This window comes from Xanthomonas sp. D-36-1, assembly GCF_017746155.1.
In the GTDB taxonomy this organism is placed as follows: domain Bacteria; phylum Pseudomonadota; class Gammaproteobacteria; order Xanthomonadales; family Xanthomonadaceae; genus Xanthomonas; species Xanthomonas cissicola.
This window is the reverse complement of record NZ_JAGHWR010000112.1, coordinates 1-24,950: the sequence shown is the minus strand read 5'-3', so window position 1 is coordinate 24,950 and position 24,950 is coordinate 1. Positions and strand designations below refer to the sequence as shown.

Here is a 24,950-nt window from a genome sequence, read left to right as displayed (position 1 = left end):
GGCGATGGGGAGCGTGCGTCTGTGAACCGGGAAATTCCCGCGGAAAGCGCCAGAAATGGCGAAATTCCGAAGTTCCAAAAGCCACTCTTCGGAACGACGCCACCTTCCGCCCTGTCAGGTCTCGTTGTTCAGACCTTCCCTAACGCCTGAATTAAGCCGAGCTTTGAAGCGGCGTCGGCTTGAATGAGCTGTAAGGCCGACGGGCCGTGAGACACAAACTCCAACGGCTCGCGTCGCAAGGACCATTCTGGCAGGTAGATACGACCGAACGGCGGCGACAACAACATGACGCCAGGCTCCTCGACGCCGATTGCCTGCATCTCCGACGGCATAAGGACTACCAACTCAACGGTGCCGGGTGTCTGGCCGTTCTCCAAGAGGACGGAGTCTCCGGCCTTGATTGGCGATCCGTCTGCGTAAGTAAACATGTTCTTTCCACAACGGCCTAACTACTATTGGACCGCCTAAGCGGTGCTGCGCGAAGTATCGACTAAGGTCGGATATCTGGGAAGGGAAAATTCCTATTTCGTAACAGTGGCTCGCCCAATAGCAACCGGCGTTCTCGGCATTGTTGCTGGTTGCGTTATCCGACGTTTGAGCAGGCGAATGAGTTACACCCGTGGCGATGCAGGCGTAATGACGTCCCTGACCCCAAGCTGTTGGATCAGGTCCGTGGTCGGCTGCGACTTCATCATTACTGTCTGCGGACCGAGCAGGCGTATGTGAGCTGGATTCGGCGCTTCATTCTGGCAAATGGCCAACGGCATCCAGGACAGATGGGGCACGTAGAGGGCGAGGCGTTTCTCACCGAATTGGCGACGCGGGGCCAGGTGTCTGCCGGCACGCAGGAGGTCGCGCGCTTGCTGACGATGCTGGAGGGGACTTGTCGGCTGGTGGCGGGGCTGCTGTATGGCAGGGGATGCGGTTGCTGGAATGCCTGCGCTTGCGGACCAAGGAGATGGACGTGGACCGCGGCGAAATTGTGGTGCGCGACGGCTGGGACGCGGAGCATCTGCGGTACGTAGTCCGCTGGGCGGGCTCAGCCGTCTGGATGGTGGCGCGGAACATGCGGGGCGAGCGATGCAGTAATAGAACGCTTGCCACCACCTTATCGACATCGCGTGCTCTGAATAACCAGAGCACGCGATGACGACTGCCAATCGCCGCACTGGTTTGCAGCGACCTAGCGGCTGACTGCAAGCAAGTTGCGATGACTGCGTTGAATCAGCATGTGTCACCGGCTGCCTTGCATTGCGCTGGCCATCCGAAGCCAGCTCGCCACGCCGCGCTCACTGGCCTCAGCCGTCCAACAGCGCCTTATCCCGCACCGCTCCCTTGTCCGCACTGGTCGCCAGCAGCGCGTACGCCTTCAATGCAGTAGTGACCTTGCGTGGGCGCACTTCCACCGGCTTCCAGCCCTTGGCGTCCTGCTCGGCGCGACGCAGCGCAAGTTCCTCGTCCGAAATCAGCAGATTGATCGAACGATTGGGAATGTCGATGAGGATCCTGTCGCCCTCGCGCACCAGGCCGATCGCGCCGCCTGCGGCGGCTTCCGGCGATGCGTGGCCGATCGATAATCCCGAGGTGCCGCCAGAGAAGCGGCCATCGGTGAGCAGGGCGCATTGTTTGCCCAGGCCCTTGGATTTGAGATAGCTGGTGGGGTAGAGCATTTCCTGCATGCCGGGGCCGCCCTTGGGGCCTTCGTACCGGATGACCACCACATCCCCTGCAACCACCTCATCGGCGAGGATGCCCTTGACTGCCGCATCCTGGCTCTCGAACACGCGGGCATTGCCTTCGAACACGTGGATGGATTCATCCACGCCTGCAGTTTTCACTACGCAGCCGTCGCGGGCGATATTGCCGTACAGCACGGCCAGGCCGCCTTCCTGCGAGAACGCGTGTGCGACATCGCGGATGCAGCCGTCGCTGCGGTCGGTATCCAGGCTGTCCCAGCGTGTGGCCTGGCTGAAGGCGATCTGCGTGGGAATCCCGGCCGGGCCGGCTTTGTAGAACGTGTGTACGTTTTCATCGTCGGTCTGGGTGACATCCCATTGCGCGATGGCATCGGCCAATGTGCGGGCATGCACGGCGGCGGCATTGGTATGCAGCAGGCCGCCGCGTGCGAGCTCGCCGAGAATGGCCATGATGCCGCCGGCGCGATGCACGTCTTCGATGTGGTACTTGGGCGTGTTCGGCGCAACCTTGCACAGCTGCGGCACGCGCTTGGACAGGCGGTCGATATCCCGCATGCCGAAGGCAACCTCGCCTTCCTGCGCGGCGGCAAGCAGGTGCAGGATGGTATTGGTCGAGCCACCCATGGCGATGTCCAGGGTCATCGCATTTTCGAAGGCTTCGAAGGTGGCGATGCCGCGCGGCAGGGCGGTGGGATCTTCGCCGCCATACCAGCGATGGCACAGTTCCACCGCCACGCGTCCGGCGCGCAGGAACAGCTGCTCGCGATCGGCGTGCGTGGCGACAACCGTGCCGTTGCCGGGCAACGACAGGCCCAGCGCTTCGGTCAGGCAGTTCATCGAATTGGCGGTGAACATGCCCGAGCACGAGCCGCAGGTGGGGCAGGCGCTGCGCTCGAACTCGGCTACCTTTTCATCGGAGGCACTGTCGTCGGCGGCAATCACCATCGCATCGATCAGGTCGAGCTTGTGCTCGGCCAGCTTGGTCTTGCCAGCTTCCATCGGGCCGCCGGAGACGAACACGGTGGGGATGTTGAGCCGCAGCGCGGCCATCAACATGCCGGGGGTGATCTTGTCGCAATTGGAGATGCACACCAGCGCGTCGGCGCAATGCGCGTTGACCATGTATTCGACCGAGTCGGCGATGATCTCGCGGCTGGGTAGCGAATACAGCATGCCGTCGTGGCCCATCGCGATGCCGTCGTCCACGGCGATGGTGTCGAACTCCTTGGCCACGCCGCCGACGCGTTCGATCTCGCGCGCGACCAGCTGACCAAGATCCTTCAGGTGCACATGCCCGGGCACGAACTGCGTGAACGAGTTGGCGATGGCGATGATGGGCTTGTGGAAGTCGCCATCGCGCATGCCGGTGGCACGCCACAGGGCGCGGGCGCCGGCCATGTTGCGGCCGTGGGTGGAGGTTTTGGAACGGTACTCGGGCATGGCGATTCGACGGCTGATTGGCGAGCGGTGGCTGGCAATTAGAGCGCGTCGTGACTGTTGCTGCTGCAACCGTCACGACGCGCGCAGGGTCCGCACGTTAGCACGCACGCCGGCGTGCACTTGCAGTGCAGCGCCGGACGCTGCCGGCATGCCGCGCAGTTGCCGCTCAGGCGCCATCGGCTCACGGGCCTGCACCTGCGCAGCGCCGTTGGCCTGTCATGTAATGCGATGTAAACGTATGCGCCCGGGCATGCAGTGGCAGGAGTGCGAACCGGCGCGCAGATCCGGGCGCTGGGGCGCGGCCACTATCGAAAGGGGTCGGTGCGGCCGAGGGGGAGCTGCGCCGACGAGGATCTTTCCAACGGCACCGCAGGAGGCGCCCCTATGTCCGACCGTTCATCTCCACGCCGTGCACCAGCGGCACCGCCCCACTCCACTACGCCACCGGTCGCCGGCGGCATCACCCGCCGTCGCGTGCTGCAAGGCGCGGCCGGCGCCGCGGTCGTGGCCACCACCGGCTGGGCAGGCCGCGCAGCCGCGCAAAGCGCCAGCCTGCCGTTCGCTGGCCTCAACCTGTCCGGTCTGGCCTCCAATAGTTATGTGGAAAACGCCGAGATCGGCACGCATTACCGCGCCATCACTGCTCAGCATGTGGCCGCGGCAGGAAGCTGCCCGCTCTTCCGTCTGCCGACTACCGCCGCGCGCTTCACGCGTGGGCAGGGCGCACCGTTGAACGAGAGCTACTGCAAGCAGGTGCAGGACGCGCTGGACAACATCGCTGCGCGCGGCAACCGCGTCGGCGATCTGGCGGCGGCCGAGCTGTGGGCCGACACCTATCCGCTGCGCAACTTCAATTACGTGGGCTATCTGGATAGTCGCGACCAGCTGCTCAAGCTCTACGAATACCGGGTGATCGGCACGCCGGGGTGCACGCTCTACAACGACGCCGGCCTGCCGGATCTGTGGGCGCGTATCGTCAACCGGTTCAAGCAGCATCCGGCGGTATTCGGCTGGGGCGTCATGAACGAGCCGTACCAGGGTGCCGAGCGCAACGCGGATGGCACGGTGCTGTCGATGGCCGCACATTGGCAGAAGACCGCCACCGCCTGCACCAAGACCATCATCGACCGCGATCGAAACCATTTCGTCTTCGTGTGCGGCAACGGGTATGCCAGCGCCCGGCGGTGGCAGGACGATTCGATGGACCTGTTCGACATCCCGGACCCGTACGATCGCATCGTGTACGAGGCGCACAACTATCTCGACAACAACGGCAGCGGGGGCGGCAACTGGATTGGCCCCGGTGGGCGCAACGAGGTGATCCAGCCGGATACCGGCATCAACATGGTCAGCCCGTTTATCGAAGCGCTGCAGCAGGCCGGCAAGCGCGGTTATCTCGGCGAGCACGGCTATCCGGCCGGCAATCGCAGCGCGGAGATCGCCACCACGCGCATGCTGGCGCATCTGCAGGCCTACAACATTCCCAGCACGCAATGGTGCTTTGGCCCCGGGTGGCCGGACGACGACGTGCTTGGCATGAGCCGCGACGTGGGTGCGGACATCCAGGCCAAGGCCAATCTCGCCGCCGTACAGGCATTCTTCGACGTACGCCTGTCCAGCTACATTCCGCCCCGCTAGCCGGCATCGCCGCCGCTGCCGGGAGGTGGCGGCGGTTTACACTGCGGCATGCACATGGACATCCCCTGCCGCGCTGGCTGCGCGGCCTGCTGTATCGCCCCATCCATCAGTTCGGCCATTCCCGGCATGCCGCATGGCAAGCCGGCGGGAGTGCCATGCGTGCAACTGGACGGGCAGGGCCGCTGCCGCCTGTTCGGCCTGCCGACGCGGCCAGCGGTCTGCACCAGCCTGCGTCCGTCCCAGGACATGTGCGGTGCATCGCGCGCCCAGGCGCTGACCACGTTGACGGCACTGGAGCACGCCACGCAGCCGTAGCCGCGCGCACCCTCGCTACCGTCGCACCCGCGCCAGGCACGTTGCTGGCGCTGCGGCTCAGCTGGCGGGCGAGGCGCCCAGGTATTGGTCCTTGAGCCGCACGTAATGTTGCGCGGAGTAATGCAGGCTTTCGATTTCCTTGTCGCTGAGCGTGCGCGCCAAACGTGCAGGATTGCCCAGCCACAACTCGGCTTCGCCGACCACCTTGCCCGGGCCGACCACCGCACCGGCACCGACGAAGCCATAGCGCCTGACGGTGGCGCCATCGAGCACGCAGGCGCCCATGCCGATCAGGCACAGGTCTTCGATGGTGCAGGCATGCAGGATGGTGCCGTGGCCGACGGTGACGTCCTCGCCGATCACGGTGGGGTAGCCGGCCTTGTTGAACGCGCTGTGGTGGCTGACGTGAATGATGGTGCCGTCCTGCACGTTGGTGCGCGCGCCGATCTGCACATGATTGACGTCCCCGCGAATCACGGTACCCGGCCAGACCGAGACGTCATCGCCCAGGCTCACCTTGCCGATGATGGTGCAGGCAGGATCGACGTAAACGCGGGCACCCAGCTGCGGGGTGTGGTCCAGGAAGGAGCGAATCGGGGTCACGGCATCTCCGTCGGGTCAGCGTGCCGCCTACTGCGGACACGCTGCGGATGATACCTGCGCTGCGGTTGCCGGTGCGGCAGCGGCAGGGCAGTGCGCTGAAGCAACGAACACGCGGATGCAATGTGTGCGAGGTCGTTGGCAGACGTGGCCGGGTGGGTCGACGTCCAATGGATTGTGTCGTGCCGGCAGAGGTTCCAAAAGCCGCGGACGGCACATCACGCGATGCATCCGAAGCCATCGCAGCGCTGGCCAAGCGCGTTGGCGCATTTCCGATAAGCGCACAGCGCTGCGGTCATTCGTCTTGAACCGGCTGTGCAATCGGCTAGCGTGTGCAGGCGGTCGCGACCCACTGCGCATCGGTGATTGCACGCATCGCTGCCGCGCAGCCGGCCTTGCACACTGCGCCGTTCAACGGCGACTGCAGCGCCTTCGGGCCAACCCTTCTCGCACTACAGGGCATGTCAATGCGTCAGCACACTGCATCGTTTGGGCACTTCGTGCTGGAGCGCATGACACCGTTTCAGTGGAGGGCCGTGGCGGTGTGCGTGTTGCTGACGATGCTCGACGGCTTCGATGTGATGGCGATGGCGTTCACCGCACCGCACGTGTCGGCGGACTGGCAGCTGTCGGGCAAGCTGCTGGGCATGCTGTTCAGCGCGGGCCTGATCGGCATGGCGCTTGGCGCACTGGGGTTGGCGCCGTTGGCAGACCGCATCGGCCGTCGCGCACTGACGCTGGCATGTCTGGCGATCCTGACCATCGGCATGGGCATGTCCGCACTGGCCAGCACTGCATGGCAGCTCGGGGCGCTGCGGCTCCTGACCGGTCTGGGGATCGGCGGTATGTTGGCCTGCGTTGCGGTCACGGCAGGGGAGTTTTCCAGCCCCCGTTGGCGCAACACTGCCATCGTGCTGCAGGTGACCGGCTACCCGGTCGGTGCCACGCTGGGTGGCATGATTGCCGAACTGTTGATGCAGCAATGGTCGTGGCCCGCGGTATTCGTCCTCGGGGCGGCGGCATCGTTGCTGTGTGCGCCGTTGGTGCTTGCATTCCTGCCCGAGTCGCTGGAGTTCCTGATCATGCGCCGGCCACCCGATGCGGTCGCGCGCTTCAACGCCGTGCTGGCGCGGATGGGGCTGCCGCCGCACGACGCATTGCCGCCGTTACCGCCGCAGTCTGCCACGCAGGCACAAGGCTATTCGGCCCTGTTTGACGTTGCCATGCGGCGGCACACGCTGCTGATCGCGCTTGGCTTCTTCGCGCTGATGTTTGCGTTCTACTTCGTGATCAGCTGGACGCCGAAGCTGCTGGTGAGCGCCGGCTCGTCGGCCACGGAGGGCGTCACGGGCGGGGTGCTGTTGAATCTTGGAGGCATCGGCGGCGGCTTGCTGTTCAGTGGGCTGGCATCGTGCGTGCGGCTGTCGCGCCTGACGATCGGGTCCCTGTTGCTGATGGGCCTGGCGATGCTGGCCTCCGGCCTGTGCAGTACGCAGTTGAGCTGGGCGCTCGCCGTCGCCTTGCTCACCGGGGCAGCGATGTTCGCTGCGGTGGGCGGCATGTACGCCATTGTTCCGGTCGTCTTCAACGCTGCGGTGCGCTCCACTGCGCTGGGCTGGGCGATCGGGGTGGGGCGCTTCGGTGCGATCTTGTCGCCGTTCTGTGCCGGGATATTGCTGGATGCCGGGTGGTCGCCGGCCATGTTGTATCTGGCCTGCAGCGTGCCGTTGCTGTTGGCCGTCGCCGCCGTGCTGGGGATGCGGCTGCCGAACCGCTGAGCGGCCCGCCCACAGCCGCGTCCGGCGTCACATCCAGGCCTTTCGTCGACCCGGTCACGCGCCAAAGAAATCGTGCGGTGTGCCGATAACACCGCAGACCGCCAAGTCGTGGCGGGCTTTCCCTGGACATTGTGCAGACCAGCGCCGGCATGCTCAGAACCATCGACTCAGATCAACTCCGCCCCGGCATGTATGTCTACAAGCTGCTGGGCGCGTGGGTGCACCATCCGTTCTGGAAGACATCGTTTCTGGTCGATTCCGAGGATGTGGAGAAGATCCATGACAGCCGCATCGAGCAGCTGGTAATCGACACCGCGCGCGGGCTGGATGTGGAGGCGCCCACGACCTCTGGCGCGTCCGCCGGACCGGGCGTGCCGCCGAGCCCGGCGCCTGCCCCGGCGCCCGCAGCGCGCGAACCGCCGGAGCCTGCTGCCACGTCCCGTAGCGTGCGCACCAACAGCGTGACCGCCCAGGTCGGCATCGAAGCGGAGGTGGTGCGCGCACGGCGCATCTTCGAAGACGGCCGCGACATGGTCGAGGCGATGTTCCGCGATGTGCGGCTGGGGCGCACCGTCGACACAGAAGCGGCCATGCCGCTGGTGGAAGCCATCAACGACTCGGTGTTGCGGCATCCGCAGGCCTTGATCAGCGTGGCGCGGCTCAAGACCGCCGACGACTACACCTATCTGCATTCGATGGCCGTGGCCGGGCTGATGAGCGGTTTGGCGCGCCAGCTCGGCCTGCCCGAATCGCAGGTGGTGGAAGCGGCGATGGGCGGCCTGTTGCACGACATGGGCAAGGCGGTGACACCGTTGGAAATTCTCAACAAGCCCGCCGGCTCACCAACGAAGAGATGGAGGTCATGCGCAAGCATCCGCTGGATGGCCATCGGCTGCTGGTGGCCGGCGGCGTGCAGAACGCGGTGGTGCTGGAAATCGCGTTGCATCACCACGAAAAGATGGATGGCAGCGGCTACCCGAATCAATTGGTGGGCGAGAATATTTCATTGATGTCGCGGATGGGCGCGGTCTGCGATGTCTACGATGCCATCAGCTCTGACCGGCCTTACAAACGCGGTTGGGATCCGGCCGAATCGCTCAAGCAAATGGCGTCCTGGAAGGGCCATTTCGATCCGGTGGTGTTCCAGGCCTTCGTGCGCCGGCTGGGTATTTATCCGGTCGGCTCGCTGGTGCGGCTGGAGTCGCAAAAACTTGCGGTGGTGATCGAACAGACGCCCGATTCGCTGCTCAAGCCCAAGGTGCGCGTGTTCTATTCGGCCAGGCTGCGCAGCCACGTGCTGGTGCAGGACATCGACCTGTCGCGTCCGGACTGCCATGACCGCATTGCGCAGATGGAAAGTCCTGCCGAATGGGGCTTCCGCGATCTGGAAAAGCTCTGGCTGCCCTAAGCGGGCCGCACAGGCGTTGAGCCGGTGGCCTTCGCTGCAATGCGCGCGTTGCGTCATGCGCGCCGACCACCGTGACACCCTCCGGACAGAAGCATCTCGCGCCCATGCGATGCGCTTGCGGTCCTGGCTGCGCCCACGGCCGCCAAGCCCGCAGTCACTCCTGCTAGCGAACGCGACCATGCTGCGCTGCAGCTTGGCAATGTAGTTATGATCAATAACTATTCTGGAACGCAATCACTTGCCGACCGGAACCATGTCTCAGCCCTGCCCAGATCACCGCCGCCCCCTATCAGCCGCAGCGCTGGCCAGCCGTTGCAAGCTGGGTGGGTGGCAGGGTGGTGTGGCTGACACACCCACCGCGCGTGCACCGGCAGCGTGCCTGTCCACATCGGCAGGCCCGGTGGCGTCTACAATGCGCTGCACGCCGTGGATCGGCGTTGCGGATGGGGCGCATCGCGCGTCCCGGTCCGCCCGCTGCCTCTGTCGCGAGAACCGCCATGCCCGTCACCGCCCTTGCCCGATGCCGTTACCACGGTGGATCAGGCGCGGCTGCTGCGGTTGCTGGGGTATCGCATCACCCGCACCGAGTTGATGGTGCGGCGGATGTTCCAGGAGTGCGTGGCCGCGTTCGACCTCAAGCCGGTCGACTTCTCGCTGCTGATGCTGGTGGATGGCAACCCGGGCATCAACCAGCGCCAGATCGGCGATGTGCTGCACGTGTCGCCGCCGAATCTGGCGATCGTGGTGGCCAGGCTGGTCAAGCGTCGCTTGCTGCGGCAGGTGCGTGGTCGGCAGGACCGGCGCATGCAGCACCTTTCGCTGACCGCGGCCGGTGCCGCGCTCCTGGCCGCCGCCGAGGCCGAAGTACTGCGCATGGAACAGCAACTCAGTGCCGTACTCGGTTCCAGCGAAGCACCGTTGTTGCGCGCCCTGGACCGTCTGGACCGTCTGGACACGCCGTAACCCGTATCCGCCGGCGGTCCGCCGCCCGGCAGCGATTCTCAACGAACGTTTCCACTGCACGTGCTGTGCGTAGCGCGGGGCGCGCGCTTGCCTGACGTATGTGATGTGGCACGCACCGCTGTTCCTTTCCAACGCGGGAGATCTCTGCAGTGATTCGATCATCGGTGATGCGTGGCGCGGGTGTGGCAGCAGGCTGGCGGCTGCGCGCGGTGCTCGGCCTGGCGGCAGTCCTGGCAGCGGGCGCGGCGCCTGCGCAAAGTGCGCCACAGAGCGCGGCGCTGACCAATGGCATCAATACCGGGGGCACCAGTTTTCTGGATGGCTTCACCAGCACCACGCCCGGCCTGGCGGTCGTCGCCTACCTGCGGCACAACGCGCTGGATGCCATCAAGGACGCCCGTGGCAACGATATCCCGGTGTTCGACAATCCGCGGATCGATTCCACCGTGTTGCTGACCCAGTTCGCTTACGTCACGCCCTATCGATTGTTCGGCGGGTCGCTCGGCATCACTGCGCTGGTGCCGCTGGTCAATCTGGACGCCTCCTTCGGCCGCAACAGCATTGCCACGCTGCGCGACAATGGCGCCGGCGTGGGTGATGTGACGTTCGGACCGTATCTGCAAATGCCGCCGGTGATACGCAACGGGCGACCGGTGTTCTCGCAGCGGTTCGAATTGGACGCCGTGGCACCGATCGGCAAGTACGACGGCCATCGCGATCTCAACCAGAGCTCCGGTTACTGGTCGCTTATTCCAAGCTACGCATTCACGGTGCTTCCCACGCCCCGTTGGGAAGTCAGTGCACGCATCAACTACATCTACAACTTTCGCAGCGAGCGCCGTCCGAACTTGCCGCCAGGCTTCGACTTCCGCAATGGTCAGGCAGGCGACGCGGGATGGATCAATTTCGCCACGTCCTGGGAAGTGGCACCGAAGCTGCGGCTGGGCATCAATGCGTACTACCTGACCCAGTTCCGCGACAACCGCACCAACGACCAGCGTGTGCCGGATAGCCGTCAACGCGCGTTCTATGCAGGGCCGGGTGGCGTGTGGGCTTTTGATGCAAAAAACATCGTGTTCGCCAACGTCTATCTACCGGTGGAAGTCAGGAATGCCGCGTCCGGCAACAACGTCAATTTCGAGTATGTCCATGTGTTCTAGCGCCGGCACGGCTGGCTCCTTCGGAGGATGGCAATGAATTTGCAGAACAAGACGATCGTGGTGACCGGCGTGGCGTCGGGCATTGGCGCGGAGGTTGCACGGCTGGCGCGGTTTCACGGCGCCAAGGTGATCGGCGTCGATCGCATGCCCGTGCAGATGACACTGCACGGCTTTCATCAGGCCGATCTCGGCGACCCGGTATCCATCGATGCCTTGGTGAAGGCCTTGCCGGATCACATCGATGCCCTGGCAAACATTGCCGGCGTGCCGGGAACCGCGCCGCTGGATGTGGTGGCGCGGGTGAACTATCTGGGCTTGCGCCACCTGACCCAGGGCTGCTGCCACGCATCGTTTCTGGCGGTTCCATCATCAATGTCGCCTCGATCCTGGGCGCCGAATGGCCGCAGCGTCTGGAGCTGCACAAGCAGCTGGCGGCAACTGACAGCTTCGACAGCGGCAGCGCGTGGCTGGCGGCGCATCCGGTAGCGCACGACACCTGCTACCAATACTTCAAGGAGGCGTTGATCGTGTGGACTTTGCTGCAATCGCGGCCCTGGTTCGCCGACCACGGCGTGCGCGTGAACAACGTGTCTCCAGGTCCGGTGTTTACCCCGATCCTGGGCGATTTTGCCGCCATGCTCGGCGAGGAACGGGTCAAGGCAGACGCCAAGCGCATGACCCGCCCGGCGTATGCCGATGAAGTGGCCGAGGGCATCGTGTTTCTCGCATCCGACGCTGCCCGCTGGATCAACGGCATCACCCTGCCGATCGATGGCGGGCTGGCTTCCACCACGCTGTAATCCCTACACGCTTTAGCAGGAGGCTAGACCATGAATGCTCTTTCCAGCGCAACCGCCGCTGCGACCGACACGCCCGCGTGGCATGGCTGCATCTTCAATGGCGACTGGGTGCCCGGTCGCGGTGGCAGCTTGCCCATCCACGAGCCGGCAACCGGCGCCTTGCTGCATGAAGTCGGCAAGGCCGACCTGGCCGATGTCGCCGCTGCCATCGCACAGGCCAAGCAAGCGCAGCGTGCCTGGGCCGCAACACCGCCGCGCGAACGCGCGGCCGTGTTTCATCGTGCTGCGCAGGCAATGCAGGCAATGCAGGCACGCAGCGCCGAAGCCACCTTGCTGATTGCGCGCGAAACCGGCGGCATCCTGCCCAAGGCCCAACGCGAGGTGGACGAATCGGTGGTGTTCTACCAGCAGGCCGCTGCCATGCCGCTACAGGCCAGCGGCCAGATGTTGCCGACGGCATCCGGCCAACTCAGCCTTGCACGCCGCCTGCCGTTGGGCGTGATCGGGGTGATTTCGCCGTTCAATTTCCCGTTGATTCTGTCGCTGCGCTCGGTGGCGCCGGCGCTGGCGATGGGCAATGCGGTGATTCTCAAACCCGACCCGCGCACGCCCTACACCGGCGGTGTGATCATCGCGCAGGTGCTCGAAGACGCCGGCCTGCCGAAGGGCTTGCTGCACGTGTTGCATGGCGATGCGCCGATTGGCCAGGCGCTGGTGGAATCGCCGGATGTTCCCATGATTGCGTTCACCGGTTCCACGGCCGCCGGCCGCCGCATCGGCGAAATTGCCGGACGCCACCTGAAGAAAGTCTCGCTGGAACTGGGGGGCAACAACGCAGTGATCGTGCTCGACGACGCGGATCTGGACAAGGCTGCCTCGGCGGTCGCATTCGGTGCGTATATGCACCAGGGCCAGATCTGCATGGCGACCGGGCGTGTGCTGGTGCACCGCAGTGTGGCGCAGGCACTGACCCAACGGTTGGCCGACAAAGCGCGCCATTTGCCGGTGGGCGACCCGGTCAGCGGCACCGTGGCGTTGGGCCCGATCATCGACCAACGCCAGCTGCAGCGCGTCGTCGACATCGTCGGCGATAGCGTGGCAGCCGGCGCGGTCGTGGAAGCGGGCGCCACCCACGAAGGCCTGTTCTACGCGCCCACGGTGTTGTCCAACGTGCGCCCGGGCATGCGCGCGTTCGACGAAGAAGTGTTCGGGCCAGTGATCAACATCACCGTGTTCGACATCGACGACGAAGCGGCCGAGCTGGCCAACCAGGGCGAGTACGGGCTTGCGGCAGGCATCTTGTCGGCGTCGGTCGCGCGCGCGCTGGCCCTGGGTGAGAAGTTGCACACCGGCCTGCTGCATATCAACGACCAGACGGTGGCTGACGAGGTCGTCAATCCATTCGGCGGCACCGGTGCATCAGGCAACGGCACCAGTGTGGGCGGCCCGGCCGATTGGGAGCAATACACGCACTGGCAGTGGCTGACGATCAAGAGCGACGTGCCGCAGTATCCGTTCTGATCGCAATGGCTTGGTGATGGAGTGGCTGGTTCTGCCTCTCCATCGCTGCAGGACGACGGTCTGTGCTGAACCTATTCGCCTTGGTCACTTGTGTAGGCCTGGCATGGCTTTTCTCAGACGCAGCCGGAAGCTTGGTGAGTCGAGCGTGCGGTGCCTCACCGCTCGCGGAGCACGCCGTGCATCCATCCATTGAGCCTCGATGGCGGCATCCATGCCGCCAACGGTCCCGCCATCGGCAAGGCCACCGCACCAGGACGTTTGTCGGCAGTTTGATGCGGGATGCTCCTGATACGCAGGCGCCGCTGCACTGCGAGCGGGCGTCGCCTGTCGATTGCACTGACAGACCGGACCACTCGACTGGTCCGTAGCCGCTCACCGTCGCAGAACCATTGCTGGCATGGACGCCGCCACGGCGCTTGCATGGACGTACTTGCAGCGTGTCCTGCGACGATTGGCAGGCAAGGGCCTGCAGCAAGTCTGCAAATGCTTCTCTCTACAACGCGCACAGCGATTGAGTGACGTCGTTCGGTTGGTCGCTTCTGCTAACCGGCGCGAAAGCGCGTCGGCGAGCAACCGGCGTGCCGTGCGAAGTAGCGGCTGAAATAGGCAGCGTCGAAAAATCCAAGGCTGGCGGCAATCTGTTGCACGCTCAGGCTGGTGTAACGCAAGCTGCGGCGTGCTTCCAGCATGATCCTGCGCTGGAGCAACTGCAGTGCAGAGGCGCCAGCCAGGCGCTGGCACAGCGCGTTGAGGTGACCGGGCGTCAACCCAAGTTGATCGGCATATCGCGAAATCGGCCAGTGGGCGCGGTAGTGCTGGTCGATCAAGCCTTGATAGGCGCGCAGATGGCGCAGCGCCGGGTCGGCCTGCGGGCTGATTGCTGCGGCATGCCGGGCGCGTTCCAGTGCCGTACGCGCCATCCAGATGACCAGCTGCGCCGCGGCGGCCTGCGCTGCGATGTCATAGCCGATCGAACGGCGTGCGTGGTCCTGCGCAATGCTGCCAAACAATACATCCAGCCATTGGCGTGCAGGCTGCGCGTGCACAACGGCTGGCGCGGCCATGACCTGTTGCAGGAATGGCGCAGCGTTCAGCGCAGCCCTGACCAGCGGCATGCACATAGTGATGACGTGCCCACGCACTGCCGAGTCGAAGCCAAAACCATGCACGCAAAGCGGCGGAAGCCACACCACGCTGGCACCGCGCAGGCGTTGGGTGCGCCCGTCCAGCTGCAGCGTGGCCGGCCCGCGTTGCACATAGACCAGTTGCGCCAAATCCTCGTGTCGGTGCGGCACGATCTGCCAGTCGTGCAGCCGGCTGCGTGCGGCAATCGATTCCCAATGCAGCAATTCCGCGGCATCGGCGTGTTGCTCGCCGTACAAGCCGAAAGCGGGGACGGCGGCGGGGTCGGGCACGGATGTGGCCATCGTCGAAAAGTCCAAGCACTGCACGCAATCATCCCTTCAATGCAGCGCTTTGGCTACCGACACTGCACGCATCGTCATCCAGGCCAGGAGCAATGCATGCGAACGCAGGTTGCGATCATCGGCGCCGGCCCATCCGGCCTGTTGCTGGGCGAACTGTTGCGGCTGGCTGGCATCGACTGCGTCATCATCGAGCGGCAAACGCCCCAGCATGTGCTGGCGCGCATCCGCGCCGGGGTATTGGAGCAAGGCAGTGTGGAACTGCTGCAGCGGGCCGGCGTCGGCGAGCGCTTGCAGCGCGAGGGCCTGCTGCATCACGGCTTCGAATTGTCCCTGGACGGTCAGCGCGAGCGCATCGATCTGCTGCGCGGCTGCGGACGTGGCGTGACGGTCTACGGGCAGACCGAGGTCACCGCCGATCTGATGCATGCGCGCCAGCGCAGCGGGGCACCGACGTACTACAACGCGCAGGACGTGACCCTGTGCGGTGTGGAAGGCACCACGCCTGCCGTGGAGTTCAAGCAGGACGGCCAGCGCAAGCATCTCGCCTGCGACTACATCGTCGGCTGCGATGGTTATCACGGCGTCAGCCGAGCCAGCATCCCCACCGAGCGGCTGCGTCTGTTCGAGCGCGTGTACCCGTTCGGCTGGCTTAGGGTGCTGGCCGATACCCCACCCGTGCACGACGAACTGATCTACGCACGCCATCGGCGTGGGTTTGCACTATGTTCGATGCGCTCGCCCACCCGTACGCGCTATTACATCCAGGTACCGGCCAGCGCGCAGGTGGAGGCCTGGAGCGATCAGGCGTTCTGGGACGAATTGCGTGCACGGCTGCCGTCCGCGTTGGCGGCGCAATTGGTCACCGGCGCATCGATCGAGAAGAGCATCGCACCGCTGCGCAGCTTCGTTGCCGAACCCATGCAGTACGGTCGCCTGTTCCTGGCCGGCGATGCTGCGCATATCGTGCCGCCTACCGGCGCCAAGGGGCTGAACCTGGCGCTTGGCGATGTGGGCGTGTTGGCGCAGCTGTTCGAGCGGTGGAAGACAAGCGGCGATGCCAGTGTGCTGGAACAGTATTCGACATTGGCCTTGCAGCGGGTGTGGAAGGCCGAACGTTTCTCGTGGTGGATGACCACGCTGCTGCATCGCTTCGATGACGAAGACCCATTCACGGCGCGGCTGCACGCAGCGGAGCTGGACTATCTGCTCGGTAGCGAGGCGGGACGCGCAACGCTGGCGGAAAATTATGCAGGTCTCCCGTTGACCGCGCTGGCCGATTGATCGGGCGTCGGTGATTGCTTAACGCCAGATACCGCCTGACGAATCTCCATCATCGCGCACGGTGGCAGTACGGATTCAACGCCGCCTTGGCTCCAGAAATGCGATGCGTGCGCACAACAGGCTTCCACAAACCGGCTTGCATGACACCCGTCAGCGCACATGCTCCGTGTCAGCCGACGCCCGCTCAATCGCAACATCCGGTCCATCCAGCACGCGGGGGCACAGCACGCGGGTGGCCACCATGCCGGTGATGTTTTTCTCACCAACTGCTGCGCAAGTGCCCAGGTGCATTTCCAGGCGTCTAGCGGGCCAATCAACGGCACCGGTAGGGTGGCGATGACGCGTTCATGCAGCTGTGCACACGCACGCGTCTTCCCCCCGCTCAACGGACACGTTGCTGGCATCTCCGATGAGCGCAATGCCACTCTCCACCCAGGAGTACTCCATGAAGAAGTTGCTCTCCCGTACCTTGTTGCTGGTCATGTTGGTCGCGCCAATGGCCGCGTTCGCGCAGACTGCGGTGACGGCCAATCCGAATCATCAGAAGATGCTGCTCGGCAGCACCTGGTATGAAACTGCCAACAAGCGGCTAGTCTACGATTTCTGGCGCACCGTGTTCGAAGCTGGCCAGGTGTAGTACGCGCCGATGTACATGGACAAGAACTACATCCAGCACAATCCGAACGTGGCCAATGGACGCGATGCGTTTATCGCCTTCCTGACCGCGTTCGTGAAGCCGACGCCGGTGCAGCCGCGGGTGCAATTGCCCTTGGTCGCCATCACCGCCGATGGCGATCTGGTCACCCTGGTGTCGGTGCGCACCTTGCCCAACCCCAACAAGCCCGGCACCACGTACACCACCACGTGGTTCGACATGTTCCGGATCGAGAACGGTCTGATCAAGGAACATTGGGACTCGGATACCATCGCTGGCCGTGCCAGCACCGGCGGCCAGTAACCACTGCTGCACACCAGGCTGCGTTGCCTAGCCCTGCGTGTGTCCTCGACGCAGAGGATTCGCTCGTCACAGCGCCCACCTCATGGTGGGCGCTGTCGTGTTGGCGACACCCGTGTCAGCTGATGCGGAACCCCATCGTCGCTTCCACTGCCTGCTGCCAGCCGGCGTACAAGGCCTCGCGCTTGTCGTCGGCCATGGCCGATTCGAAGCGGCGATCCACCGCCCATTGCTTGGCGATTTCCTCGCGGCTGCCCCAGAACCCGGTTGCAAGACCTGCCAGATAGGCCGCACCGAGCGCCGTGGTTTCCGCGACTTCCGGGCGGAGTACAGGCACATTGAGGATGTCGCTCTGGAACTGCGCCATGAAGTCGTTGGCGATGGCGCCGCCATCGGCACGCAGTTCTTTCAGTTCGATGCCGGAATCGCTCTGCATCGCGGTGAGCACGTCGCGGGTCTGGTAGGCCATCGATTCGACGGCTGCGCGCACGAAGTGTTCCTTGGTGGTGCCACGCGTCAGCCCGAACACCGCGCCGCGGATGTCGCTGCGCCAGTACGGCGCGCCCAGGCCGACGAAGGCCGGCACGATGTACACGCCGTCGTTGTCGCCGGCACGCTCGGCGTAGGCTTGCGAATCGCTGGCCTTGCCCAGCATGCGCAGGCCATCGCGCAGCCACTGCACCACCGAGCCGGCGACGAAGATGGCCCCTTCCAAGGCGTATTCGACCTTGCCGTCGATGCCCCAGGCAATCGTGGTCAACAAACCGGCCTTGGAAGCCACCGCCTTGTCGCCGGTGTTCATCAGCATGAAACAGCCGGTGCCGTAGGTGTTTTTCGCCATGCCAGGTTCGAAACAGGCCTGGCCGAACAACGCGGCCTGCTGGTCCCCGGCAATGCCGGCGATGGGCACCTGCTCGCCATAGAAATACTGGGTCTGGGTCATGCCATAGACCTCGCTGGAGGAGCGTACTTCCGGCAGCATCTGCGCCGGCACGTCCAGCATGGCCAGCAGTTCGGCATCCCATTCCAGGGTGTGGATGTTGAACATCATGGTGCGCGAAGCATTGGTGTAGTCGGTGACGTGCACCTTGCCGCCGGTGAGATTCCAGATCAGCCAGCTGTCGATGGTGCCGAATGCCAGCTCGCCGTTTTGCGCGCGTTCGCGCGCGCCTTCGACGTGGTCGAGGATCCACTTGACCTTGGTCCCGGAAAAATACGCGTCGATCAGCAAACCGGTCTTGTCGCGCACCATCTGCTCATGCCCGGCTTCCTTGAGCTGGGCGCAGATGTCCTTGGTCTGTCGCGACTGCCACACGATGGCGTTGTAGATCGGCTGGCCGGTGGCCTTGTCCCACACCACCGCGGTCTCGCGCTGGTTGGTGATGCCGATCCCGGCGATCGCGCGCGCATCGATCTGCGCGTTGTTGAGCAGCTCGGTGATGGTGGTATAGACGCTGGTCATGATCTCGCGCGGGTTGTGTTCCACCCAACCCGGCTGCGGAAAGATCTGGCCGAATTCGCGCTGCGCCACGCCGGCCACCTTGCCCTGGCGGTCGAACAACATCGCGCGTGAGCTGGTGGTGCCTTGATCGATCGCAAGGACGTACTGCTTTTCCATCGAAGATTCCTCGAACAATGCCGGCATTGGCGCACGGCGAGAAAGGTCGGTGCAGGCGATGACGACGCGTGGCCGTCAGGGTTTGGCCACAGATAACGTCACGCGTGGCCAGGGTGATCGTTGACTTCGCTCAGCACCATCACAGCGGATCGTGTGGTTTGCCGCCACCCTGCAGATGGCGCACCCGCGCCGGCAGGAATGGCAGGATCAACCACTGATAGGCCAGCGCGCCGATCGGCCCACCGATCAACGGGCCAACGATCGGGATCCACCAATAGTTGTCCTTGGCCGGCAACGCGGCCTCGCCCCAGCCGGCGAAATACGCAAACAGGCGCGGGCCGAAGTCGCGCGCCGGATTCATCGCCCAGGCTTCCAGATAGCCCATCGACGCGCCTAGCGTGGCGACCAGCAAGCCGATCATCAACGCGCCGGAGTTGGCAGTCGGTGCGGCCTCGTTGAACTGCTCGGTGATGGCGAAGATGCCGAAGATCAGGAACGCGGTGATGATGATCTGGTCGACCAACGCGTGCATCGGCGTGACCGCCAAACCCGGTGCGGTGAAGAACACCCCGGCCGCGCCGCCGGCTTCGCGGGTGAGCTGCTGCACTTGGTTGAAGTGATCGATCACCGGCCCGTACAACTGATAGACGATGGCCGCGCCCAGGAATGCGCCGACGACCTGAGCGACCCAGTAGGGCACCACCTTCTTCCAGGAAAAGCCGCGGAACAGCGCCAGTGCCAGCGTGACCGCCGGATTGGCGTGCGTGCCGGACACCGAGCCGGTCACGTAGATCGCCAGCGTCACCGCCAGGCCCCAGGCGATACACACGCCCCAATAGGCGTTTTGATAGGGGCTGGGGTCGTACAGGATGTACATCGCCGCCACCGAATCGCCGAGCGCGATGATGATGAACATGGCGACCGCTTCGGAGATCAACTCACCCACGAGTTGCCGGCTCATGCGCGCATGCCCGCAAGATCAGTGATGCAGATAACAGCGTGCAGCACGCTTGCTTGCGCGCAGCGGTGGTCGGTGATGCTCATCTGGGGTGCCCTCCACGTGACTTGGGTGATGCTGGCTGAAGCGCCGTAATACGTTGCCGGACGACCCGTCCTCGCCGACAACGCGGTGTGTTCAAGCAGAAACGACGTCGCGTTGCCGGATCGGTTGCGTCTGCAGATAGTCTTCCAGGCGCTGCCGCGCGGCCGCATCGATCCGCAGGCCGAGCTTGCTGCGCCGCCACAGAATATCGTCGGCAGCCACCGCCCATTCGTGTTCACGCAGGTAATCCACCTCGGCCTGATACAGGTCCGCGCCGAAGTGCGTGCCCAGATCGGCCAGGCTTTGCGCATCGCCGAGCAGTTGTTCGGCGCAGGTGCCGTAGTTGCGCACCAGCCGCTGCGCGGTCGCTGCCGGTAGCCACGGGCGCGCGCGGCCGACGCGTTCCAGCAAGCTGGCGATATCGCGCTGCTCGCCGCCCGGTAATGCTTCGCCACGCGCGGTCCACGCCGGCTTGCGTGCGCCCAGCGCGTGGGTCAGCCGGTCCACCGCCTCTTCGGCCAGCTTGCGATAAGTGGTGAGCTTGCCGCCGAACACGTTGAGCAACGGCGCACCCTCGGTGACCACTTCCAGCTGGTAATCGCGGGTCACTTCGGCTGCGTTGTCTTCGGCGTCGTCCAGCAACGGGCGCACGCCGCTGTAGTTCCACACCACATCGGCGGGGGAGATCTGCTGCTGGAAATACAGGTTCACCGCATCGCACAGATACTGCACTTCGGCCGCATCGATCTTCGGCGCGGCGGGGTCGGCCTCGTAGTCCACGTCGGTGGTGCCGATCAAGGTGAAGTCGTGCTCGTAGGGGATGGCGAACACGATGCGCCGGTCCGGTTGCTGGAAGATGTATGCATGGTCGTGATCGAACAGCTTGGGCACCACGATATGGCTACCCTTGACCAGCCGCAGTGCGTGTTCGTGCGGCACCGCGGCCACGGTGTCCAGGAACGACACTGCCCAGGGGCCGGCCGCATTGGCGAGCGCGCGCGCCTGCACCGTGCGGCGGCGGCCCTGGCGGTCTTCGAGCTCGGCATACCAGAAGCCCGCATCGCGCCAGGCACCGACGCAACGCGTGCGGGTGTGGATCTTGGCACCGCGCCTGGCGGCGTCCATCGCGTTGAGCACCACCAGCCGCGCGTCCTGTACCCAGGCGTCCGAATACACGAAGCCGGTGCGCAGCGACTCCTGCAGCGGCGCACCGACCGGGTGCGTCCGCAGCGATAGCCGGCGCGAGCGCGGCAGGCTGCGCTTGCTGCCGCCCAGATGGTCGTACAGGAACAGTCCGGCGCGAATCATCCAGGCCGGACGCAGGTGCGGTTGATGGGGCAGCAGGAAGCGCAACGGCCAGATGATGTGCGGGGCCAGCCGCAGCAACACTTCGCGCTCGGCCAGTGCCTTGCCGACCAGCGCGAATTCGTACTGCTCAAGATAGCGCAGGCCGCCGTGAATGAGCTTGGTACTGGCGCTGCTGGTGTGCGCGGCCAGGTCGTCCTGCTCGCACAGGCACACCGACAAACCGCGCCCGGCCGCGTCACGGGCAATGCCGACCCCGTTGATGCCGCCGCCGATTACCAGAAGATCGTACATCTCGCCCATCGGTGCCTCCGTCCGGGTGCGCTGACGAGCGAACCCAAATTGTCATGTTCGAACATATTCGAACATCGAACCTTGCGGCGGCGTGAAGACGGTTGGCGCCAACGCGACCAGGGACAGGCACGCAAATCGGCTGTGGAAACGGAGATTAAATGCGGCTTATTGGCGAACTCGGTGGTTCTTGGCGGCCATCGCATAAAAACGATCAAAAACGAACATCCGCCTCAGTCGGTTGCGTTCGCGTCCGCCAGGTGCACCCGGGTGCCGGCCTCGGCCAGCACACTCGCCAGCTCCTGCGGCGGCGGCCGGTCGGTGAACCAGTCGTGCACCTGTGCAAGTGCGCCCAGCCGCACCATGGCGTTGCGGCCGAATTTGCTGTGGTCGGCGGCCAGCAGCACGTGCCGCGAGTGCTCGATGATGGCCTGCGCCACCCGCACTTCCTGGTAATCGAAATCCAGCAGGGTGCCGTCCAGATCGATGCCGGAAATGCCGATCACCCCGAAATCCGCTTTGAACTGGCGGATCAGCTCCACCGTCGCCTCGCCGTTCACGCCTTGGTCGCGCCCGCGCACCACACCGCCGGCCACGATCACCTCGAAGCTGGGGTTGGCGCTGAGCATCACCGCTACGTTGAGATTGTTGGTGATCACCCGGAGTCCGCGGTGCTGCAGCAACGCGCGTGCGACTTCTTCGTTGGTGGTCCCCAGGTTGATGAACAGCGAGGCATCGTCGGGAATGAAGCGCGCAACACGTGCGGCGATGTGCTGTTTTTCGCGGGCCTGCAGCGCCTTGCGTGCGGTGTAGGCCAGATTCTCCACGCTGGAGGGCATGCTGACGCCGCCGTGATAGCGGCGCAGCACGCCGGCATCGCAGAGCAGGGTCAGATCGCGCCGGATGGTCTGCGGCGTCACCTCGAAGCGCGTGGCCAAACCTTCGACCTCGGCAAAGCCCTGCTGCCGCACCAGCGCCACCAATTGCTCCTGGCGCGGGTTCAATGCCGGCGCCGGGACAGTCCTGTAGTGAGTCGACTCCATGCGCAGATGATCGCGCATACGCGTGAGGATGCAAACACGGCCGCGTGCACGCAGCGCGCGATATGGGCTTGCGGGCGAACATCGGCCTGAAGCGGTGCACGCTTGACGATTGCCGGATGCGCTGCGCCCAGGCTTCGCGTTCCTGGACGCATCCGATTGCCCAGCAGGCTCGGCCAGGGCTCGGTAAGAATCATCGCCCTCGATGTGTGCTGCTGAAGCGCCAACGAGAAGTTGCCAGCATGCGTGGACACGGCAGTGGGTTGGCCGATGCAACGCGGGCGCCGCAAACGCGTTCCTTGCTGAAGCCCAGTATCAACCGCAGCCGCCAGACGATACGCGCAGCGATGTGCGCCTGCCGCTGCACCCCGGCGAGATGTGAACACGCAGGAGTGGCTGGCCGCCAAACGGCTGGACGGCCGGATTCAGCCCAGCGCGCTGCGATAGCCGGTGTCGATGCTGATGCTGCCGCCTACCGCACGCGACACGCAGGCACACAGCTTGCGATTCTCCCGGCGCTGCTCGTCGCTGAAGAACACGTCGCGGTGATCGATATCGGCGGAACTGTCCAGCACGTCCACTGCACACAAACCGCATTCGCCACGGCGGCACTCGGCGATCAGCTCCACCCCGGCATCGGCCAATGCGTCCAGCATCGATTCGTTTTCAGCCACCGGCACTTCCAGGCCCAGCTCCGGCAACTTCACCACGAACGCCTGCGCCGGCACCCGCCCGCTATTGCCGAAGGTTTCGAAGTGCAGGCGCGCACGTGGCCGTCCGGCGGCGTGCCAGTGCTGGCGCACCGCTTCGAGCATGCCCAGCGGGCCGCACACATACACCTCGGCATTGGGCGACAGGCGCGCCAGTTCGGCAGCCAGATCCGGCGGGCCGGCGCTGTCGTCGCATTGCAACTGCAAACGTTCGCCCAGCAGTGCTTCCAGCGTGCCGACATACGCCATTGCGCTGCGCGAGCGGCCGGCGTACAGCAGACGAAACGCGCGATGCCGGCGCGCCAGCCGCTGCGCCATGCCGATGATCGGGGTGATGCCGATACCGCCGGCGATCAGCAGGATTTCCTCGCCGCTTTCGTCCAGCGCGAAATTGTTGCTGGGCGGGGACATCTCCACCACGTCGCCCGGCGCAAGCGTCCACATCTGCAGCGAGCCGCCGCGGCTGTCGGGCATTTGTCGTACTGCAATCTGGTAGTACCCATCGGCACGCGGTTCGCCCACCAACGAATACGAGCGCACATCGTCGCGGCCATGCAACTGCAAACGGAAATCCACGTGGCTGCCCACCTCGAAGCTGCGCGCGGCGGTACCGGGATCGAGCACGATTTCGCGCACGCCCGGGCAGGCGTCGGCAATACTGACCACGCGGGCGCGATGCCACTGGGTGTCTTTACGCATGAAGGGCTCCAGGCAATGAGGTCTGTGGGCCGGCGCCGGCTGCGACGGGGCTGCAATGCGTCGCTGTGATCGATGACAGGGCGGTCCGCATGCGACGTGCTCAGCCCACCATGCGCAACGACAGATCCTGCGCGCGTTGTTCCTGCGCGATCAGGCGGTCGATCACGCGTCGCGCCCACATGCCGCCGGCATCGACGTTGAGGTTGTAGAAGGTGTGATCCGGGTGCGCATCGATGGCGCGTTGCTGCGCTTCCAGCACTGCTTCGTCTTCGCCGAAGACGCCTGTCACGCCCTCGCGGGTGAGCGTGGTCAGCGACTGGTCGTGCAGCGCATAGTTGCGCATGAACGCCCAGAAGTAATGGCAGGTGGTGTCGGTTTCGGGAGTGATGGTGTTGAGCACGTAGCCGTTGACGCCCTGGCTGCGATCGCCCTCGGGCGCACCGGTGCCGGCGATGGCCACCCCCACATCGATGGCGATGGTGGAGGGCGCCTCGAAACGGATGATCTGCCAGCGATCGACCTTGCCGCGGTAGTCCAGGTGGCGGGCGATCTGGCTGGCCCAGAACGGCGGCGGGTCGATATTGCGCATCCAGCGCGACACGATGACGCTGCGATCGCCATGCACCACATCGAATGGCGCTTCGGCCACTTCGTCCTGGCCGATGCTGGAGCCGTGCACGAAGGTCTCGTGGGTCAGGTCCATCAGGTTGTCCAGCACTAGCCGATAGTCGCATTTGGCGTGGATGGTACGGCCATCGCCGGCCCACGCCGGATCGTGCGACCAGTGCAGGTCGGGGATCAGGCGCGTATCGGCCTTGGCCGGGTCGCCCGGCCAGATCCAGACGTAGCGGTGTTTTTCGGCCACCGGGAAGCTGCGCACGCAGGCCGAGGGATTGATGGTGTCCTGCGAGGGCATGTGCACGCAGCGCCCCTGCGTGTTGTAGACCAGCCCGTGATAGCCGCACACCACATCGTCGCCGCGCAGCTTGCCCATCGACAACGGCACCAGCCGATGCCAGCACGCGTCTTCGAGCGCAACGACTGTGCCGGCGGTGGTGCGGTAGACCACCACGTCCAGGTTGCAGAGCTTGCGCGGGCTGAGCACGTGCTTGATCTCATGGTCCCAGGCAACGGCATACCACGCGTTGAGGGGAAACAGCGGCTTGGACTGCGACATGACCGTGACTCCTGGGTATGTAGGCAACCTGGATGCGACGCGGCTTGCGCCGGCCTGCAGCTAGTTAGGGATGGTCTGATTAATG

General features: G+C 64.9%; 17 protein-coding genes and 5 pseudogenes. 11 read left to right on the top strand and 11 right to left on the bottom strand.

Going from position 1 to position 24,950, the window contains the following annotated elements; translation table 11 throughout:
* Positions 1-128 precede the first annotated feature (128 nt).
* Positions 129-428: a hypothetical protein gene (locus J7367_RS21310; protein ID WP_057663591.1), complete on the bottom strand. Its 300-nt coding sequence runs from the start codon at positions 426-428 to the stop codon at positions 129-131.
* A 178-nt stretch (positions 429-606) separates the two neighbouring features.
* On the opposite strand from J7367_RS21310, the pseudogene J7367_RS21305 reads away from it, so the two are divergent.
* Positions 607-997: pseudogene (locus J7367_RS21305) on the top strand (phage integrase N-terminal SAM-like domain-containing protein); the annotation flags it as partial.
* A 301-nt stretch (positions 998-1,298) separates the two neighbouring features.
* Here J7367_RS21305 and ilvD read toward each other — a convergent pair.
* Positions 1,299-3,137, bottom strand: coding sequence for a dihydroxy-acid dehydratase (gene ilvD / locus J7367_RS21300; protein ID WP_057663595.1), 1,839 nt, complete (start codon positions 3,135-3,137; stop codon positions 1,299-1,301).
* 384 nt (positions 3,138-3,521) lie between these two features.
* Between ilvD and J7367_RS21295 the strand changes: the two genes are divergently transcribed.
* Complete coding sequence (locus J7367_RS21295) at positions 3,522-4,775, top strand: cellulase family glycosylhydrolase (RefSeq protein WP_057663598.1); 1,254 nt, start codon at positions 3,522-3,524, stop codon at positions 4,773-4,775.
* A gap of 93 nt (positions 4,776-4,868) precedes the next feature.
* Positions 4,869-5,090 carry a proteinase inhibitor gene (locus J7367_RS21290; RefSeq protein ID WP_343237332.1) on the top strand — a complete coding sequence of 74 codons (222 nt, stop codon included), beginning with the start codon at positions 4,869-4,871 and terminating at the stop codon, positions 5,088-5,090.
* A gap of 57 nt (positions 5,091-5,147) precedes the next feature.
* Here J7367_RS21290 and J7367_RS21285 read toward each other — a convergent pair whose 3' ends face one another.
* The gene (locus tag J7367_RS21285; RefSeq protein ID WP_057663603.1) at positions 5,148-5,693 is read right to left on the bottom strand and encodes a gamma carbonic anhydrase family protein; all 546 of its coding nucleotides are present in this window, start codon (positions 5,691-5,693) and stop codon (positions 5,148-5,150) included.
* Positions 5,690-5,921: pseudogene (locus tag J7367_RS21280) on the bottom strand (hypothetical protein). The gene J7367_RS21285 and the pseudogene J7367_RS21280 overlap by 4 nt, the downstream one beginning before the upstream one ends.
* 236 nt (positions 5,922-6,157) lie before the next feature.
* On the opposite strand from J7367_RS21280, the gene J7367_RS21275 reads away from it, so the two are divergent.
* The 6 genes and pseudogenes from J7367_RS21275 to J7367_RS21250 all read left to right on the top strand — a co-directional run bounded on the left by J7367_RS21275 (position 6,158) and on the right by J7367_RS21250 (position 13,320).
* Entirely contained in the window at positions 6,158-7,468 is a 1,311-nt protein-coding gene (locus J7367_RS21275) for an MFS transporter (RefSeq protein WP_057663631.1), read from the top strand.
* 149 nt (positions 7,469-7,617) lie between these two features.
* Positions 7,618-8,876 (top strand): annotated as a pseudogene (locus J7367_RS21270) (HD-GYP domain-containing protein).
* A gap of 480 nt (positions 8,877-9,356) precedes the next feature.
* Positions 9,357-9,839 (top strand): MarR family transcriptional regulator, encoded by a 483-nt coding sequence (locus J7367_RS21265; protein ID WP_139792605.1) that lies wholly within the window; start codon positions 9,357-9,359, stop codon positions 9,837-9,839.
* Positions 9,840-10,006: 167 nt separating this feature from the next.
* The gene (locus J7367_RS21260; RefSeq protein ID WP_057663606.1) at positions 10,007-10,999 is read left to right on the top strand and encodes a transporter; all 993 of its coding nucleotides are present in this window, start codon (positions 10,007-10,009) and stop codon (positions 10,997-10,999) included.
* 33 nt (positions 11,000-11,032) lie between these two features.
* Positions 11,033-11,799: pseudogene (locus tag J7367_RS21255) on the top strand (coniferyl-alcohol dehydrogenase).
* Between the two features lie 30 nt (positions 11,800-11,829).
* Positions 11,830-13,320 (top strand): benzaldehyde dehydrogenase, encoded by a 1,491-nt coding sequence (locus J7367_RS21250; RefSeq protein WP_057663609.1) that lies wholly within the window; start codon positions 11,830-11,832, stop codon positions 13,318-13,320.
* A gap of 542 nt (positions 13,321-13,862) precedes the next feature.
* On the opposite strand, the gene J7367_RS21245 is transcribed toward J7367_RS21250, so the two are convergent.
* On the bottom strand, positions 13,863-14,747 hold the full coding sequence (locus tag J7367_RS21245) for a helix-turn-helix domain-containing protein (protein WP_057663612.1): 885 nt from the start codon (positions 14,745-14,747) through the stop codon (positions 13,863-13,865).
* A 96-nt stretch (positions 14,748-14,843) separates the two neighbouring features.
* On the opposite strand from J7367_RS21245, the gene pobA reads away from it, so the two are divergent.
* Positions 14,844-16,028: a 4-hydroxybenzoate 3-monooxygenase gene (gene pobA / locus J7367_RS21240; protein ID WP_057663615.1), complete on the top strand. Its 1,185-nt coding sequence runs from the start codon at positions 14,844-14,846 to the stop codon at positions 16,026-16,028.
* 445 nt (positions 16,029-16,473) lie between these two features.
* Positions 16,474-16,986: pseudogene (locus J7367_RS21235) on the top strand (nuclear transport factor 2 family protein).
* Between the two features lie 115 nt (positions 16,987-17,101).
* Here the strand turns inward: J7367_RS21235 and glpK are convergent.
* The 6 genes from glpK to J7367_RS21205 all read right to left on the bottom strand — a co-directional run bounded on the left by glpK (position 17,102) and on the right by J7367_RS21205 (position 24,865).
* On the bottom strand, positions 17,102-18,601 hold the full coding sequence (gene glpK / locus J7367_RS21230) for a glycerol kinase GlpK (protein ID WP_057663634.1): 1,500 nt from the start codon (positions 18,599-18,601) through the stop codon (positions 17,102-17,104).
* 139 nt (positions 18,602-18,740) lie between these two features.
* On the bottom strand, positions 18,741-19,562 hold the full coding sequence (locus tag J7367_RS21225) for an MIP/aquaporin family protein (RefSeq protein ID WP_057663618.1): 822 nt from the start codon (positions 19,560-19,562) through the stop codon (positions 18,741-18,743).
* A gap of 174 nt (positions 19,563-19,736) precedes the next feature.
* Positions 19,737-21,251 (bottom strand): glycerol-3-phosphate dehydrogenase, encoded by a 1,515-nt coding sequence (gene glpD, locus J7367_RS21220; RefSeq protein WP_057663621.1) that lies wholly within the window; start codon positions 21,249-21,251, stop codon positions 19,737-19,739.
* 221 nt (positions 21,252-21,472) lie between these two features.
* Positions 21,473-22,300 carry a DeoR family transcriptional regulator gene (locus tag J7367_RS21215; RefSeq protein ID WP_057663624.1) on the bottom strand — a complete coding sequence of 276 codons (828 nt, stop codon included), beginning with the start codon at positions 22,298-22,300 and terminating at the stop codon, positions 21,473-21,475.
* A gap of 404 nt (positions 22,301-22,704) precedes the next feature.
* The gene (locus J7367_RS21210) at positions 22,705-23,688 is read right to left on the bottom strand and encodes a PDR/VanB family oxidoreductase (RefSeq protein WP_057663627.1); all 984 of its coding nucleotides are present in this window, start codon (positions 23,686-23,688) and stop codon (positions 22,705-22,707) included.
* 100 nt (positions 23,689-23,788) lie between these two features.
* A complete protein-coding gene (locus J7367_RS21205; protein WP_057663630.1) occupies positions 23,789-24,865 on the bottom strand; it encodes an aromatic ring-hydroxylating dioxygenase subunit alpha in 1,077 nt (358 codons plus the stop codon).
* Positions 24,866-24,950 lie beyond the last annotated feature (85 nt).